The sequence below is a fragment of the Kitasatospora sp. HUAS MG31 genome (genome assembly GCF_040571325.1).
Taxonomy (GTDB): domain Bacteria; phylum Actinomycetota; class Actinomycetes; order Streptomycetales; family Streptomycetaceae; genus Kitasatospora; species Kitasatospora camelliae.
In genome coordinates this window covers 4,815,249-4,830,613 of record NZ_CP159872.1, presented here as the reverse complement: position 1 = coordinate 4,830,613, position 15,365 = coordinate 4,815,249, and the positions used below count along the sequence as shown (strand labels likewise).

Below are 15,365 nucleotides of genomic sequence, written 5' to 3'. Positions count from 1 at the left end.
CTTTGTCCACGGCCGTCACCGGGCCGCGCCCGGTGATCCCGACGATCCTGTCATGCCGACGGGGGTGAGCGGCAGGTGGCTTCCTGAGGTCTCGATGAAATCTGGCAGGACCGATCGGGCACTGTGAGACAGCTCTCAGCAAACCCCCATCAGAGGGGGCATTTGACGCTCCGGAGGCCGTACTGAGCCTCGGCCTCCATGCCTTCACACCTTCTCCGCAACCCACCGGACACCATCGGAACCACGATTCCCGACCCTGTTCACCTTCCGTTCACCCGGCGTCCCTACGGTCCACCGTGACAGCAGCGTCAGTCCGACAACTACGACGATTGTTTGGGTATGGAACACATCACGTTCCTGGTGGCCGTTGTGATCATCACGGCGCTCGCCTTCGACTTCACCAACGGCTTCCACGACACCGCCAACGCGATGGCCACCTCCATCGCCACGGGGGCCCTCAAGCCCAAGGTCGCGGTCACCATCGCGGCGGTCCTGAACTTCGCCGGCGCCTTCCTCTCCGTGAAGGTCGCCACCACCATCTCCGGCGGCATCGTCAACGAGAAGACCGGCGTCCAACCGGCCGTCATCTTCGCCGCCCTGGTCGGAGCCATCCTCTGGAACCTCCTGACCTGGCTGAAGGGCCTTCCCTCCAGCTCCTCGCACGCCCTGTACGGCGGCCTGATCGGCGCCACGGTCGTGGGTGTGGGCATGAACGGCGTGAACTTCGCGACCGTCACCTCCAAGATCCTCATCCCGGCGGTCGCCTCCCCGATCGTCGCCGGCCTCGCCTCCTGGGGCGCCACCAAGCTGGCGTACCGGCTGACCCGCGGCGGCCGCGAGGAGACCACCGACAAGGGCTTCCGGGTCGGGCAGGTCTTCTCCTCCTCGCTGATCTCGCTCGCCCACGGCACCAACGACGCGCAGAAGACCATGGGCATCATCACCCTGACCCTGGTCTCGGTCGGCAACCTGCCCAAGGGCGCCATGCCGCCGGCGTGGGTCGTGGTCAGCGCCGGTGCGGCCATCGCCATCGGCACCTACATGGGCGGCTGGCGGATCATCCGCTCGATGGGCTCCGGTCTGGCCGACATCAAGCCCCGCCAGGGCCTGGCCTCGGAGACCGCGGCCGCCACGGTCATCCTGACCTCCTCGCACATGGGCTACGGCCTCTCCACCACCCAGGTCTGCTCCGGCGGCATCATGGGCGCCGGCCTCGGCGGCCCGGAGGGCAAGCTGCGCTGGGGCATGGCCCGCCGCATGGTCTACACCTGGGGCCTGACCCTGCCCGCCGCCGCCACGGTGTCCGGCATCGCGGCCTTCATCGCCATCCAGGGCTCCTGGGGCGTCGCCCTGGTCGGTGCCGCGCTGGTCGTCGGCTCGGGCGCGATGTGGCTCGCCTCCCGCCGCCAGCCGGTCCACGCCGGCAACGTCAACGAGGTGAACGAGGTCGAGGTCGAGGTCGCCCCGGCCCCGGTCACCCCCACCCCCGCGTCCACCACCGTCGCGGCCTGAGCCGGGAAGGCAGACACTCATGAACATCAAGTGGGCCGCCCTCGCGCAGACCGCCGGCATCAGCTTCGCGATCACCGTCACCGTGGTCGCCGTCTTCGCCCTGGGCATCCTCGCCCTGTCCCGCCGTGAGGCGGCGCAGGAGGCCGTCCGGTCCGGCATCCCGGGCTCGGGCCGGGGCAACCTGGCGCTGGCCGGCGCCGCGCTCTGCTTCAGCGTCTGTGCCTCCGTGGTCTTCTACGGGATCACGCTGATCGCCAACAAGTAGGCCGGCGCGCAGTCGCCGGAGAACCCTCAGGGGCGCGGTTTCCGCGCCCCTGAGGGTTTTCCCGTCTCCGGCCGGGTCAGGTCCGCACCAGCGGGGCGGCCGCCGCCTCCTGGACGGTCTTCAGCGGCGCCTCCCGGATGAACAGCACCACCAGGAACGCCAGCAGCGCGAACGGCGCGGCCATCAGGAAGACCATGCCGACGCCGTGCCCGAAGGCGTCCGTCACCAGCGGGACGAACGGCGCGGGCAGCGCGCCGAGGTCGGGGATCTCCCCGCCGCCGAGCGCGGACCCGCCCGGGGCGACGTGGGCGGCGGCCAGGTTCTCGGCCAGGTACCGCCCGACCCGGTCGGAGAGCAGCGCCCCGAGCGCCGAGACGCCGATCGCCCCGCCCAGGGTGCGGAAGAAGGCGACCGCCGAGCTGGCCGCGCCGAGCTCGTGCCGCGGCACCGTGTTCTGCACGGCCAGCACCAGGTTCTGCAGGGTGAGGCCGAGGCCGATCCCGGTCACCGCCATGGGCACCGCGATCAGCGGGTACGGGGTGTCGTCCCGGAGGGTGCCGAGGAGCGCGAAGCCGAGCGCCATCAGGGCCGTCCCGGCCACCAGGTACGCCTTCCACTTCCCGTACCGGGTGATCAGCCGGCCGGCCACGGTGGAGGAGAGCGCCAGGCCCAGGATCATCGGCAGGGTGAGCAGGCCGGCCATGGTCGGGGACTTCTCGCGGGCCAGCTGGAAGTACTGGCTGAGGAAGGTGGTCGCGCCGTACATCCCGACGCCGACCAGGGCGCTGGCGACGGCGGCCAGCGCCACCGTGCGGTGCCGGAACAGCCCGAGCGGGATCACCGGCTCGGCGGCCCGCCGCTCCACCGCCAGGAACAGCGCCGCCAGCACCGCCGCGCCGCCGACCATCGCCGCGGTCTGCCAGGACAGCCACGGGTAGGTCCGGCCGGCCAGGCTGATCCAGATCATCAGCAGGCTGACCGCGCCGGTGACCAGCAGCGCGCCGAGGTAGTCGATCCGGGTCCGGGTGGTGCGGGCGGGGGCGGCGGGCAGGTCCAGGGTGCGCTGCAGCACGGCGATCGCCACCAGCGCGAACGGGATGCCCACGTAGAAGCACCAGCGCCAGCCGAGCCAGTCGGTGTCCACGATGACGCCGCCGATCAGCGGCCCGCCGAGGGTGGCCAGCGCGAACACCGCGCCGAAGTAGCCGCTGTACCGGCCGCGCTCGCGCGGCGGCACCATCGCGGCCAGGCAGATCTGGGCCAGCGCGGTGACACCGCCGGCGCCGACGCCCTGTAGCACCCGGCAGGCGATCAGCTCGCCCACGTTCTGCGAGAGGCCGGCCAGCGCGGAGGAGCCGATGTAGATCACCAGGGCCGCCTGCACCAGCACCTTCTTGCTGACCAGGTCGGAGAGCTTGCCCCAGATCGGGGTGGACGCGGTCAGCGACAGCAGGGCGGCGGTGATCACCCACGTGTACGCGGACTCGCCGCCGTGCAGGTCGGTGAGGATCCGCGGCAGGGCGTTCGAGACGACGGTCGAGGACAGGACGGCCACGAAGAGGCCGAGCAGCAGGCCGGAGAGGGCTTCGAGGACCTTGCGGTGGGACATGCGGATCCTTCGCTGGACTTTAGTTGCGTAAACCAACCATAGCGCGATGGTTGAATAAGGCAACCTTCTTCAAGTCCAAGCAAAGCCCCGCCCCACCGGGCGCGAGCGACCCACGGGCGCTGCCCGCCCACCCCCGTGCACCCGGGTCAGACGTCGTCGTCGGTGAGGAGGCCAGGGTCGGCGATGACGGTGGCGGTGACGTGGAGGGCGGCGCCGAGGAGGGGGCCGTGGCGGCCGAGCGGGGAGGCGGCGAGCCAGTCGTCCTGCCAGGGCCGGGTGGTGATGCGCCGCGCCATCTCCTCCCGCATCGCCGGCACCACCCACTCCCCCAGTTCCCCGTACCCGCCGCCCAGCACCACCGCCCCCGGATCCACCAGGTCCACCACCCCCGCCGCCGCGATCCCCAGTGCCGCCCCGGCCGTCGCCAGGGCGCCCCGGACGGCCGTGTCCCCCGCCGCCGCCCGCTGAGCCAGCGCCTCGATCCAGTCCGCCCGCCCCCTTCCTCCGCGCCCGCCCAGCCCCGCGGCGCCGAGCACCGCCGTCTCCCCCGCGTACTGCTCCAGGCATCCCCGGGCGCCGCAGGGGCAGGCGGGCCCGTCCGGCCGGACCGGCAGGTGGGCGATCTCGCCGGCGAACCCGCGGGCGCCGCGCAGCAGCCGGCCGTCGACCAGGAAGGCGGCGCCGAGCCCGGGCCCGGCCAGCAGGTGGCAGAGGTCGGTGGGACGGTCGGCGAGCCGGAGTTCGGCCAGGGCGCCGAGGTTGGCGTCGTTCTCGACGGTGATGGGGAGTGCGGCCAGTTCGGTGGCGCCGGTCTCGCGGAGGGCGACCCGGAGTGCGGCGGCGACCGGGACCCGCGGCGGCCAGCCGAGCCCGGGGGACCGTTCCAGGACGCCCTCGGCCGCGCCGACCGGGCCGGGGACGGCCACGGTCAGTCCGGCGGGCCGGGGCGGTTCCCCGCTGGCGACCTGCCGCAGCAGTTCGGCGAGGTCGGCGAGGACGCCCTCGGGGTGGCGGCCGCGGTTGCGGATCCCGACCCGCCGCCGCGCGCGGACCCCGCCGCACAGGTCGACCACGCAGGCGCCGAGGTGGTCGAGGCCGATCTCGGCGCCGAGCCCGGCGGGGCCCTGCGGGTCGAGGGCGAGGGCGGTGCCGGGGCGGCCGGCCCGGCCGCTGGGTTCGGCGGGACCGCTCTCGGTGACCAGACGGGCAGCCGTCAGCTCGTCCACCAGGGAGGACACCGCGGGCCGGGTCAGCCCGGTGATCGCGGCGAGGTCGGCCCGGGACCTCGACCCCTCGGCGATCTCGCCGAGCACCAGGGCCAGGTTGCCGCGGCGCACCCCGCGGTGCCCGGTCGGTCCGCTCCGCATGCCGCTCCTTCCCGCCGCGGTCCCCCGCCGGCCCGGTCCCCCCGCCGGCCCGGTCAGCCGCCGGGGCCGACCCGCTCGGGCCGGCGCCGGTCGGGGCTGACCCGGGCCGAGAGGCGGGTGAAGACGAAGCGGTTCATCGCCCAGAACCGGAACACCATGGCCAGCAGCGTCCCCACGATCATTCCGCTGACGAAGTCCGCGACCTCCTGGGTGACGTGCCCGACATACGGCCGGCGCAGGTCCAGGACGTACCGGGAGAAGGCCAGCGGGAGGTCGTTGACCCCGACGGCCAGCGCGCTGACCAGGAAGAACAGGGCCGCCTCCTGCTTGCGCCCGGCGGCCCGGAAGGACCACTGCCGGTTCAGCACGTACGACACCACGGTGGCGATCACGGTCGCGATGGTCAGGGCCAGGACCGGCTTGTGCTCCAGCAGGGTCAGCTTGAGGCCGTAGTTGACCGCCATGGTCAGCACGAAGCAGGTGCCGCCGACCAGCAGGAACTTCACCGCTTTCCGGTGCTTCACCAGGAACGGGCGGTAGCGCTCCGGCACACGGGCCAGGGCCCGCTGGGTGGGGGACGGCATTTCGGCAGTGTCGCACGCACCGGCGGCCGGCACCCACCCGGCGGACCCGCCCGGGTGACCCGGTTCCGTCCCCGGGAGCCGGTGGGCGGGACGCCATGGGCGCGGGGACCGCGCGCGGTGGAAGGGCAGGCGACACACTCCTCCACCACGCGCGGTCCCCCGCGCTCCGCGCCCGTCAGCGGCCGACCGGTCAGCCGACGGCCGCCAGCACCTCCGCCGGCTCCAGCGCCAGCTTCAGCACCTCCCGGACGTCCGCCACCGGGTGGACGGTCAGCCGCTCCAGCACCTCGCCCGGCACGTCGTCCAGGTCGGGCTCGTTCCGCTTGGGGATGACCACGGTGGTGATCCCGGCCCGGTCCGCGGCGAGCAGCTTCTGCTTCACCCCGCCGATCGGCAGCACCCGCCCGGTCAGCGACACCTCACCGGTCATCGCCACGTCCGTCCGGACCTTCCGCCCGGAGAGCAGCGAGGCCAGCGCGGTGGTCATGGTGATGCCCGCGCTCGGGCCGTCCTTGGGGACGGCGCCGGCCGGCACGTGCAGGTGGATGCCGCGCTCCCGCAGGCCGGTGACCGGCAGCTCCAGTTCGGCGCCGCGTGAGCGCAGGTAGGAGAGGGCGATGTGGGCGGACTCCTTCATCACCTCGCCCAGCTGCCCGGTGAGGGTCAGCCCGGTGGAGCCGGTCTCGGCGTCGGCGAGCGAGGCCTCGATGTAGAGGACGTCGCCGCCCGCGCCGGTCACCGCGAGGCCGGTGGCCACGCCCGGGACGGCGGTGCGCCGCTCGGCGGGCTCCTGGGCGGACTCGGGGGTGTGGTGCGGACGCCCGATCAGCGCCCGCAGGTCCTCCGCGCCGATCGCGGCGGGCAGCTCGCGCTCGCCGAGCTCGCTCTGCGCGGCGATCTTCCGCAGGATGCGGGCGATCGAGCGCTCCAGGTTCCGGACGCCGGCCTCACGGGTGTACTCGCCGGCGAGCCGGCGCAGGGCGGGCTCGTCCACCGAGACCTCCTCGGACCTCAGCCCGGCCCTGCCCAGCTGCCGGGGCAGCAGGTGGTCGCGGGCGATGACCACCTTCTCGTCCTCGGTGTAGCCGTCCAGCCGGACCAGCTCCATCCGGTCGAGCAGCGGCTCGGGGATGGCCTCCAGCACGTTGGCGGTGGCGAGGAAGACCACATCGGAGAGGTCCAGCTCGACCTCCAGGTAGTGGTCGCGGAAGGTGTGGTTCTGGGCCGGGTCGAGCACTTCGAGCAGGGCGGCCGCCGGGTCGCCGCGGTAGTCGGAGCCGACCTTGTCGATCTCGTCGAGCAGGACGACCGGGTTCATCGAGCCGGCCTCCTTGATCGCCCGGACGATCCGGCCGGGCAGCGCGCCGACGTAGGTGCGGCGGTGGCCGCGGATCTCGGCCTCGTCGCGGACGCCGCCCAGGGCGACCCGGACGAAGGAGCGGCCCATGGCGCGGGCCACCGACTCGCCGAGCGAGGTCTTGCCGACGCCGGGCGGGCCGACCAGGGCGAGCACGGCCCCGCCGCGCCGGCCGCCGATCTGCCCGAGCCCCTGGTCGGCGCGGCGCTTGCGCACCGCCAGGTACTCGACGATGCGGTCCTTCACGTCCGCCAGGCCCGCGTGGTCGGCGTCCAGCACGCCCCGGGCGCCGGCGATGTCGTACGCGTCCTCGGAGCGCTCGTTCCAAGGCAGCTCCAGGACGGTGTCCAGCCAGGTGCGGATCCAGGAGCCCTCGGGGGACTGGTCGCTGGCCCGCTCCAGCTTGTCCACCTCCTTGAGGGCGGCCTCGCGGACCTTCTCGGGCAGCGCGGCGGCCTCCACCCGGGCGCGGTAGTCCTCCTCCTCGGAGCCGGACTCGCCGTTCAGCTCGGCCAGCTCCTTGCGGACGGCCTCCAGCTGGCGGCGGAGCAGGAACTCCTTCTGCTGCTTGGCCACGCCCTCCTCGACGTCCTTGCGGATGGTGTCGTTGACCTCCTCCTCGGCGAGGTGGTCGCGCATCAGCTGCAGGGCGTACTCCAGGCGGGCCAGTTGGTCGGCCTCCAGCAGCACCTTCAGCTTCTGCTCGGCGGTCGCGAAGGGCGCGTAGCCGATGTTGTCGGCGAGCTCGCCGACCCCTTCGATGGCGGCGACGCGGTCGACGATCTGCCAGGCGCCGCGGCGGCGCAGCCACTGGGTGGCGAGGGCCTTGTACTCCTTGACCAGCTCGGCGGCCCGGCCGGCCACCGGCAGGCCAGGGTCGGACTCGCGGAAGGCCGCGGTCTCCACCCAGAGGGCGGCGCCGGGGCCGGTGGTGCCGGCGCCGATCCGCAGCCGGCGGACGGCGCGGACCAGGGCGGCGGGGTCGCCGTCGGCGAGGCGGCCGACCTGCTCGACGGTGGCCAGGGTGCCGACCGCTCCGTACGAGCCGTCCAGCCGTGGGACCAGCAGGACCTGCGGCTTGCCCACACCCCTCGTACCGGCCCGGGCGGCCTCGACGGCGGCACGCACCTCGGCGTCGGACAGGTCCAGGGGCACGACCATGCCGGGGAGCACGACCTCGTCGTCGAGCGGCAGCACGGGCAGGGTGAGCGGAGTGGACGTCGATGCCATGATCTCTCCCCAGTCAGCGAAGTTGAGTTGACCTGACTAAGGATTGGAGGAGCGGCGTTGTTCCCCGCCCGCTGTTCGCTCTGAGCGATCGGCCTGGGACGTGCGGGAACACCGCCGTGAAGCGACGGCCCATAAAGAAAAGGGGTCAGGAGCTGGGGGCGGAGGTGGCCCGGACCGGGCGGCGACGGGCCCGGAGCGGGCGGCGCCGGCGCAGGGCCGGCCAGCAGGCGATGCCGATCAGCAGGGCGGTCGGGTGCCCGACGCCGGTGACCAGGTCCCGGTCGGTGAGGATCTGGTCCAGGAGGAGGGCGGAGGCGCACGCCAGGGCGAGGAGGCGCCCGGGGGGCGCGAGGAGTCCGGCGACGGCGCCCAGGCCGGCCAGCACTCCGTAACTGACCCCGATGTCCAGGGCGTCGAGCGCCTCGGCGGGCTGACCGCCGGAGGCCACCGCGACGACCACCACCAGCTGCGAGACCAGGGTGGCCCCGATGTGCCCGGCGGCCACCACCCCGGCGGCGCGCAGGCCGCCGACCCGGCGCTCCAGCGGGGCGACGGTGAGCAGGAAGGCCCAGAAGTACGGCATCCACACCGGGCCGGCCACCCACAGCCCACTGGCGGTCAGCGCCAGCAGCGGGTGGTCGAGCAGGTTGTGCGCGTCGGAGCTGGAGGCCACCTGCAGCCGCCGCACCAGCTCCGGGTCGCCGAAGCGGGCCAGCAGCGTGGTGCCGAGCAGGACCGCCAGGTACCCGAGCGCGAAGGGGTTGCGCCGCGGTGTGGGCACGGCGGACGCGAGCCGACGCAGGATGTGGCGGATCGTCACACCTCCCTGCGCGCTTTGTCGTGACCACGATACGTTGGCCACCTGGGAACGGGCTGGGGATGAGCTGTGAAGATCGGACGCACACCGACCGCACGCGGCCGCCACCTGGTCCGTACCAGCGCTCTGTTTACGGACGAGTAGCCGGAAGGGGGCGAGCGGAAAGTCCAGTTGGGGTGCATACATACCGTTACGGGCGCCAAATTCGCCGGGTAAGGTATCGCCCCGTGCCCGGTCCGCCCAGGACCGGCACCGGCCCGAGAGCCGGTGGCGTTTGCCACCGGTCCCGGGCCCGAAGTGTCCCGGCCCACCTGCCGGAACGCTCGCGTTGTCCGTACTCTGCGAGGGGTGCGGTACGGCACGTCGTCCGACGGCGTGCCGGTGCGCAGGAAGGCCGACGGCGGAACGGCCCCTGCGGACGACAGCGGGCCGGACACGGCCCACGACGGAACAAGACGACTACGACGCGGAGCCCGCCGTCCCCACAGGCGGCCGGCCCGCAGCCCTGGGGGCGGTGGCGTGACCGTGACAGAAATTCAGCAGGACAGCTCCAGCAGCACGGGTACCACGGTGGGTACCCAGCGACGGGTGCTCGTCGTCGAGGACGAGCCGACCATCGCGGAGTCCATCGCCGCCCGCCTGGGCGCCGAGGGGTTCAAGGTCGCGGTGGCCCACGACGGCCCGGGTGCCGTCGACGGCTTCCACACCTGGCAGCCGGACCTCGTGGTCCTGGACATCATGCTGCCCGGCTTCGACGGCCTCGAGGTGTGCCGCCGGATCCAGGCCCAGCGCCCGGTGCCGGTGCTGATGCTGACCGCCCGCGACGACGAGACGGACCTGCTGGTCGGCCTCGGCGTCGGTGCGGACGACTACATGACCAAGCCGTTCTCCATGCGCGAGCTCGCGGCCCGGGTGAACGTGCTGCTGCGCCGCGTGGAGCGGGCCCAGCAGGCGGCCCGGACGCCGGCGCTCGGCTCGCTGCGCTTCGGCGAACTGGAGATCGACCACGTGCAGCGCCGGGTGCGCCTCGGCTCGGGCGACGTCCACCTGACGCCCACCGAGTTCGACCTGCTGGCCTGCCTGGCCGCGCAGCCGCGGGCCGTGCTCACCCGCGAGCAGCTGCTCGCCGAGGTCTGGGACTGGACGGACGCCTCCGGCACCCGCACGGTCGACAGCCATGTGAAGGCGCTGCGCCGGAAGATCGGCGCCAGCTGGATCCGTACGGTGCACGGCGTCGGGTACGCCCTGGAGGCACCGCTCGCGTAACGGCCGTCACGGCGTCGGGCCACCGGGGGGCCCGCGCCGTAGGGTGCCGCACTGTTCGGGGGACGACCAGGAGCACCATGACCTTCCCACAGCAACGCAACGGGGATGCCCAGCGCACCCCGGGCTCCGGCCTGGCCGCGCGTGCCGCGCGGCGCGTCTGGGCCGACATGAGGCCGTTCGACCCGGTCCGCTCGATCAAGGGCAAGCTGGCCCTGCTGGTGGTCGTGTCGGTGGTGCTGGCCACCGGCATGGTGGTGGTCGCGATCCGGTCCGAGACGCAGATCCGGATCATCATGATCTTCTCGATCATCGCGTCCCTGCTGTTCATGCAGTTCCTCGCGCACGGGCTGACCGCCCCGCTGCGCGACATGACCGCCGCGGCCCGCGCGATGGCCGCCGGCGACTACAGCGCCCGGGTGGACGTCGCCTCCCGGGACGAGATCGGCGAACTCGCCGACACCTTCAATCTGATGGCGGCCGATCTGGAGGCCGCCGACCGGCACCGCCGGGAGCTGATCGCCAACGTCTCGCACGAGCTGCGCACGCCGATCGCGGCGCTGCGCGGGGTGCTGGAGAACGTGGTGGACGGCGTGGTCCGGCCCGATCCGAGGACCCTGGGCGCCGCGCTGGAGCAGACCGAGCGGCTCGGCCGGCTGGTCACCCACCTGCTGGACCTCTCCAAGCTGGACGACGGCGTGGTGCCGCTGGACGCCCGCCCGTTCGACGTCCGCCCGTTCCTGGACGGCGTGCTGCGCGGGGTGACCGTGGACGGCGCGACCGCGGGCGGCGCCTGGGCCCGCCGCGGGGACGTCCGGCTGGCACTGGACGTGGAACCGGGGACGCTGGCGGCCGTCGCCGACCCGGAGCGGCTGCACCAGGTGGTGGCCAACCTGGTGGACAACGCCTGCAAGCACTCGCCCACCGGCGGCACGGTGACCGTGCGGGCCCGGGCCGGGCAGGGGCCGGGCGCCCTCCGGCTGGAGGTCGAGGACCAGGGCCCGGGCATCCCGGCCGAGGACCGCGAGCGGGTGTTCGAGCGGTTCGGCCGCAGCGGCACCGCCACCGCGACCGGCCCGGGTGCGGACGGCGGCACCGGACTGGGCCTGGCCATCGCCCGCTGGGCGGTCGACCTGCACGGCGGCGAGATCCGGGTGGCCGAGGCGGCCCGGGGCTGCATGATCGAGGTCACCCTGCCGGGTGAGGCCCGGATCCCCGTGTAGTTGTCACACAACTGGGACATTCGGCGCCGATCACCCCCATGATCGGCGCCTTTGTCCTATTTTCAGGCGTTGTGGCGATCGAGAGGGGATCTTTTGTTCCCGCTCCCCGAGCGGTTCTAACGCGCGGATTCAGCCAAAATGGACCTCGGGACTGTGATCTGGGCGACGCCTGGCCAGGGGGGACTGCGCGATCACTGGTGGGAGGCGTAGCCTTAATCCCCGCTGTCCAACCATCCAAAAGGAAGCGGAAGAGGGCGGTTGCCCCGATGTCGCCACACCCTGAAACCCCCAGCAGCTCGGCAAGCTCCACTGGCTTCGGCCCCAATGAGTGGCTCGTCGACGAGATCTACCAGCAGTACCTCCAGGATCCCAACTCGGTCGACCGAGCCTGGTGGGACTTTTTCGCCGACTACAAGCCCGGTACCGAGGTGACTCCCGTGACCCAGGCCGCGACCCCGGTCGGCCCCACGCCGACCACCGTTGCTGCCCCTGCCAGTGCTCCCGCCGCAGCGCCGGCCGCGCCCGCTCCCGCCGCACCGGCCGCGCCGGTGACCCCGGCGCCCGCGCCGCTCGCCGCCGCCCCGGCCGCCCCGCCCGCGCCCAAGGCCGCCGTCCCGGCTGCCGCGGCGGCGCCGGCCGCGGAGAGCGGCCCCGAGCTCGTCCAGCTGCGCGGCCCGGCGAAGGCCGTGGCCACCAACATGGACGCCTCGCTGGAGGTCCCGACCGCCACCTCGGTGCGCGCCGTCCCGGCCAAGCTGTTGATCGACAACCGCATCGTCATCAACAACCACCTGCAGCGCGCCCGCGGCGGCAAGGTCTCGTTCACCCACCTGATCGGCTACGCCCTGGTCCAGGCCATCAAGGCCAACCCGGGCATGAACCACAGCTACAAGGTGGACGGCGGCAAGGCGTACCTGGTCAAGCCGGAGCACGTGAACCTCGGCCTCGCCATCGACCTGGTGAAGCCGAACGGCGAGCGCCAGCTGGTCGTCGCGGCCATCAAGAAGGCCGAGACCCTGGACTTCTTCGGCTTCTGGCAGGCCTACGAGGACATCGTCCGCCGGGCCCGCGCCAACAAGCTGACCATGGACGACTTCACCGGCGTCACGGTCTCGCTGACCAACCCCGGCGGCATCGGCACCGTCCACTCGGTCCCGCGCCTGATGCAGAGCCAGGGCACCATCGTCGGCGTCGGCGCCATGGAGTACCCGGCCGAGTTCCAGGGCTCCTCCCCCGACACGCTGGCCCGCCTCGGCGTCTCCAAGATCATGACGCTGACCTCGACCTACGACCACCGCGTCATCCAGGGCGCGGCGTCGGGCGAGTTCCTGCGCTCGATCCACCAGCTGCTGCTCGGTGAGAACGGCTTCTACGACGAGGTCTTCGAGTCGCTGCGGATCCCGTACGAGCCGGTCCGCTGGGCCACCGACGTGGCCGCCACCCACGACGACGAGGTCAACAAGACCGCCCGCGTCATGGAGCTGATCCACGCGTACCGCGTGCGCGGCCACCTGATGGCCGACACCGACCCGCTGGAGTACAAGCAGCGCAAGCACCCCGACCTGGACGTCACCACGCACGGCCTCACCCTGTGGGACCTGGAGCGGGAGTTCGCGGTCGGCGGCTTCGGCGGCCAGAAGATGATGAAGCTCCGCGACATCCTCGGTCTGCTGCGCAACACCTACTGCCGCACCGTCGGCATCGAGTACATGCACATCCAGGACCCGAAGCAGCGCAAGTGGCTGCAGGAGCGCCTGGAGAAGCCGTACACCAAGCCGGAGCGCGAGGAGCAGCTGCGCATCCTGCGCCGGCTGAACTCGGCCGAGGCCTTCGAGACCTTCCTGCAGACGAAGTACGTCGGCCAGAAGCGTTTCTCGCTGGAGGGCGGCGAGTCCCTCATCCCGCTGCTGGACGCCACCATCGACGCCGCCGCCGAGCACCGCCTCGACGAGGCCGTCATCGGCATGGCCCACCGCGGCCGCCTGAACGTGCTGGCGAACATCGTCGGCAAGCCGTACGGCAAGATCTTCGGCGAGTTCGAGGGCAACCTCGACCCGAAGTCGATGCACGGCTCCGGCGACGTGAAGTACCACCTGGGCGCCGAGGGCACCTTCACCGGCCTGGACGGCGAGACCATCAAGGTCTCGCTCGCCGCGAACCCCTCCCACCTGGAGGCCGTGGACCCGGTCGTCGAGGGCATCGCCCGCGCCAAGCAGGACATCCTGGACCAGGGCGGCACCACCTTCCCGGTGCTGCCGCTGCAGATCCACGGCGACGCGGCCTTCGCGGGCCAGGGCGTGGTCGCGGAGACCCTGAACATGTCGCAGCTGCGCGGCTACCGCACCGGCGGCACCGTGCACGTGGTGGTCAACAACCAGGTCGGCTTCACCGCCCCGCCGGCGTCCTCGCGCTCGTCGATGTACTGCACCGACGTCGCCCGGATGATCGAGGCGCCGATCTTCCACGTGAACGGCGACGACCCGGAGGCCGTGGTCCGCGTCGCGCGGCTCGCCTTCGAGTTCCGCCAGGCGTTCCACAAGGACGTCGTGATCGACCTCATCTGCTACCGCCGCCGCGGTCACAACGAGGCCGACAACCCGTCGTTCACCCAGCCGCTGATGTACGACCTGATCGACAAGAAGCGCTCGGTGCGCAAGCTGTACACCGAGGCGCTGATCGGTCGCGGCGACATCACCATGGAAGAGGCGGAGCAGGCGCTCCAGGACTTCCAGGGCCAGCTGGAGAAGGTCTTCTCCGAGGTCCGCGAGGCCGCCCACGCGCAGACCGCCGCCGCCAACGGCAAGCCGGTCGCGGACTTCCCGGTCTCCATCCAGACCGGCATCTCCGAGGAGATGGTGAAGCGGATCGCCTCCTCGCAGGTCAACCTGCCGGACTGGCTGTCCGTCCACCCGCGCCTGCTGCCGCAGCTGCAGCGCCGCGCCGGCTCGGTCGAGGACAACACCATCGACTGGGCGATGGGCGAGACCCTGGCCATCGGCTCGCTGCTGATGGAGGGCCACCCGGTCCGCCTGGCCGGCCAGGACAGCCGCCGCGGCACCTTCGGCCAGCGCCACGCGGTGCTGATCGACCGCAACAGCGGCGAGGACTACACCCCGCTGCTGTACCTGACCGAGGACCAGGCCCGCTACACCGTCTACGACAGCCTGCTGTCGGAGTACGCGGCGATGGGCTTCGAGTACGGCTACTCGCTGACCCGACCGAACGCGCTGGTCATGTGGGAGGCGCAGTTCGGCGACTTCGTCAACGGCGCGCAGACCATGGTCGACGAGTACATCGCCTCGGCCGAGCAGAAGTGGGGCCAGCACTCCGGCGTCACCCTGCTGCTGCCGCACGGCTACGAGGGCCAGGGCCCGGACCACTCGTCCGCCCGCCCGGAGCGCTTCCTCCAGCTGTGCGCGCAGAACAACATGACGGTGGCCATGCCGACCCTGCCGTCGAACTACTTCCACCTCCTGCGGTGGCAGGTCCACAACCCGCACCACAAGCCGCTGGTCGTCTTCACCCCGAAGTCGATGCTGCGTCTGAAGGCGGCGGCCTCGGCCACGACCGAGTTCCTGTCCGGCTCGTTCCGCCCGGTCATCGGTGACACCACCGTGGACCCGGCAGGCGTCCGCAAGGTGGTCATCACCTCCGGCAAGTTCTACTACGACCTGGAGGGGGCCCGGGCCGAGCGCGGTGTCACCGACACGGCGATCGTCCGCCTGGAGCGGCTCTACCCGCTGCCGGTGGCCGAGCTCCAGGAGGAGCTGGCCAAGTACGGCGACAACGTCCAGTTCATCTGGGCGCAGGAGGAGCCGGCGAACCAGGGTGCCTGGCCGTTCATCGCGATGAACCTGGTCGACCACCTGCAGGTCGTCATCGGCCGCAGCGCGGGCGGTCCCCGTCTGCGCCGCGTCGCCCGCACGGCCTCCTCCGCCCCGGCGGTGGGCTCGGCCAAGCGGCACGCCGCCGAGCAGCAGGCGCTCCTCGACGAGGTCTTCTCGATCTGACGCCCGAGGCTCCACCGGGGCCCGTCTCCCGCGCACGCGGGGGGCGGGCCCCTCGCCGTTCCCGGCGTCCGGACGCCCGTCCGGCGGTGGCGGCCCCCAACGTCTCACCCGGGTAACCAAACTGTTCC

At 72.5% G+C, this 15,365-nt stretch carries 10 protein-coding genes; 5 read left to right on the top strand and 5 right to left on the bottom strand.

Translation table 11 applies throughout. The features are described 5' to 3' along the window. The first annotated feature begins 339 nt into the window (after positions 1 to 339). A complete protein-coding gene (locus ABWK59_RS21875) occupies positions 340 to 1,512 on the top strand; it encodes an inorganic phosphate transporter (RefSeq protein ID WP_354642307.1) in 1,173 nt (390 codons plus the stop codon). A gap of 19 nt (positions 1,513 to 1,531) precedes the next feature. Beyond that, positions 1,532 to 1,777 (top strand): hypothetical protein, encoded by a 246-nt coding sequence (locus ABWK59_RS21870; RefSeq protein WP_354642306.1) that lies wholly within the window; start codon positions 1,532 to 1,534, stop codon positions 1,775 to 1,777. Between the two features lie 76 nt (positions 1,778 to 1,853). On the opposite strand, the gene ABWK59_RS21865 is transcribed toward ABWK59_RS21870, so the two are convergent. From ABWK59_RS21865 to ABWK59_RS21845, 5 genes are all read right to left on the bottom strand, one after another. After that, complete coding sequence (locus tag ABWK59_RS21865) at positions 1,854 to 3,386, bottom strand: MDR family MFS transporter (protein WP_354642305.1); 1,533 nt, start codon at positions 3,384 to 3,386, stop codon at positions 1,854 to 1,856. Positions 3,387 to 3,532: 146 nt separating this feature from the next. Then, entirely contained in the window at positions 3,533 to 4,753 is a 1,221-nt protein-coding gene (locus tag ABWK59_RS21860; RefSeq protein ID WP_354642304.1) for an ROK family transcriptional regulator, read from the bottom strand. Positions 4,754 to 4,806: 53 nt separating this feature from the next. Further along, a complete protein-coding gene (locus ABWK59_RS21855) occupies positions 4,807 to 5,337 on the bottom strand; it encodes a GtrA family protein (RefSeq protein ID WP_354642303.1) in 531 nt (176 codons plus the stop codon). A 190-nt stretch (positions 5,338 to 5,527) separates the two neighbouring features. Next, the gene (gene lon / locus ABWK59_RS21850; protein ID WP_354642302.1) at positions 5,528 to 7,924 is read right to left on the bottom strand and encodes an endopeptidase La; all 2,397 of its coding nucleotides are present in this window, start codon (positions 7,922 to 7,924) and stop codon (positions 5,528 to 5,530) included. 145 nt (positions 7,925 to 8,069) lie between these two features. Further along, entirely contained in the window at positions 8,070 to 8,744 is a 675-nt protein-coding gene (locus tag ABWK59_RS21845) for a rhomboid-like protein (protein ID WP_354642301.1), read from the bottom strand. Between the two features lie 522 nt (positions 8,745 to 9,266). On the opposite strand from ABWK59_RS21845, the gene ABWK59_RS21840 reads away from it, so the two are divergent. The 3 genes from ABWK59_RS21840 to ABWK59_RS21830 all read left to right on the top strand — a co-directional run bounded on the left by ABWK59_RS21840 (position 9,267) and on the right by ABWK59_RS21830 (position 15,237). Further along, positions 9,267 to 10,007, top strand: a complete 741-nt coding sequence (locus tag ABWK59_RS21840; protein ID WP_354642300.1) for a response regulator transcription factor — start codon at positions 9,267 to 9,269, stop codon at positions 10,005 to 10,007. Between the two features lie 77 nt (positions 10,008 to 10,084). Beyond that, a complete protein-coding gene (locus ABWK59_RS21835) occupies positions 10,085 to 11,227 on the top strand; it encodes a HAMP domain-containing sensor histidine kinase (protein ID WP_354642299.1) in 1,143 nt (380 codons plus the stop codon). Positions 11,228 to 11,493: 266 nt separating this feature from the next. Continuing rightward, the gene (locus ABWK59_RS21830; protein WP_354642298.1) at positions 11,494 to 15,237 is read left to right on the top strand and encodes a multifunctional oxoglutarate decarboxylase/oxoglutarate dehydrogenase thiamine pyrophosphate-binding subunit/dihydrolipoyllysine-residue succinyltransferase subunit; all 3,744 of its coding nucleotides are present in this window, start codon (positions 11,494 to 11,496) and stop codon (positions 15,235 to 15,237) included. The last annotated feature ends 128 nt before the right edge of the window (positions 15,238 to 15,365 follow it).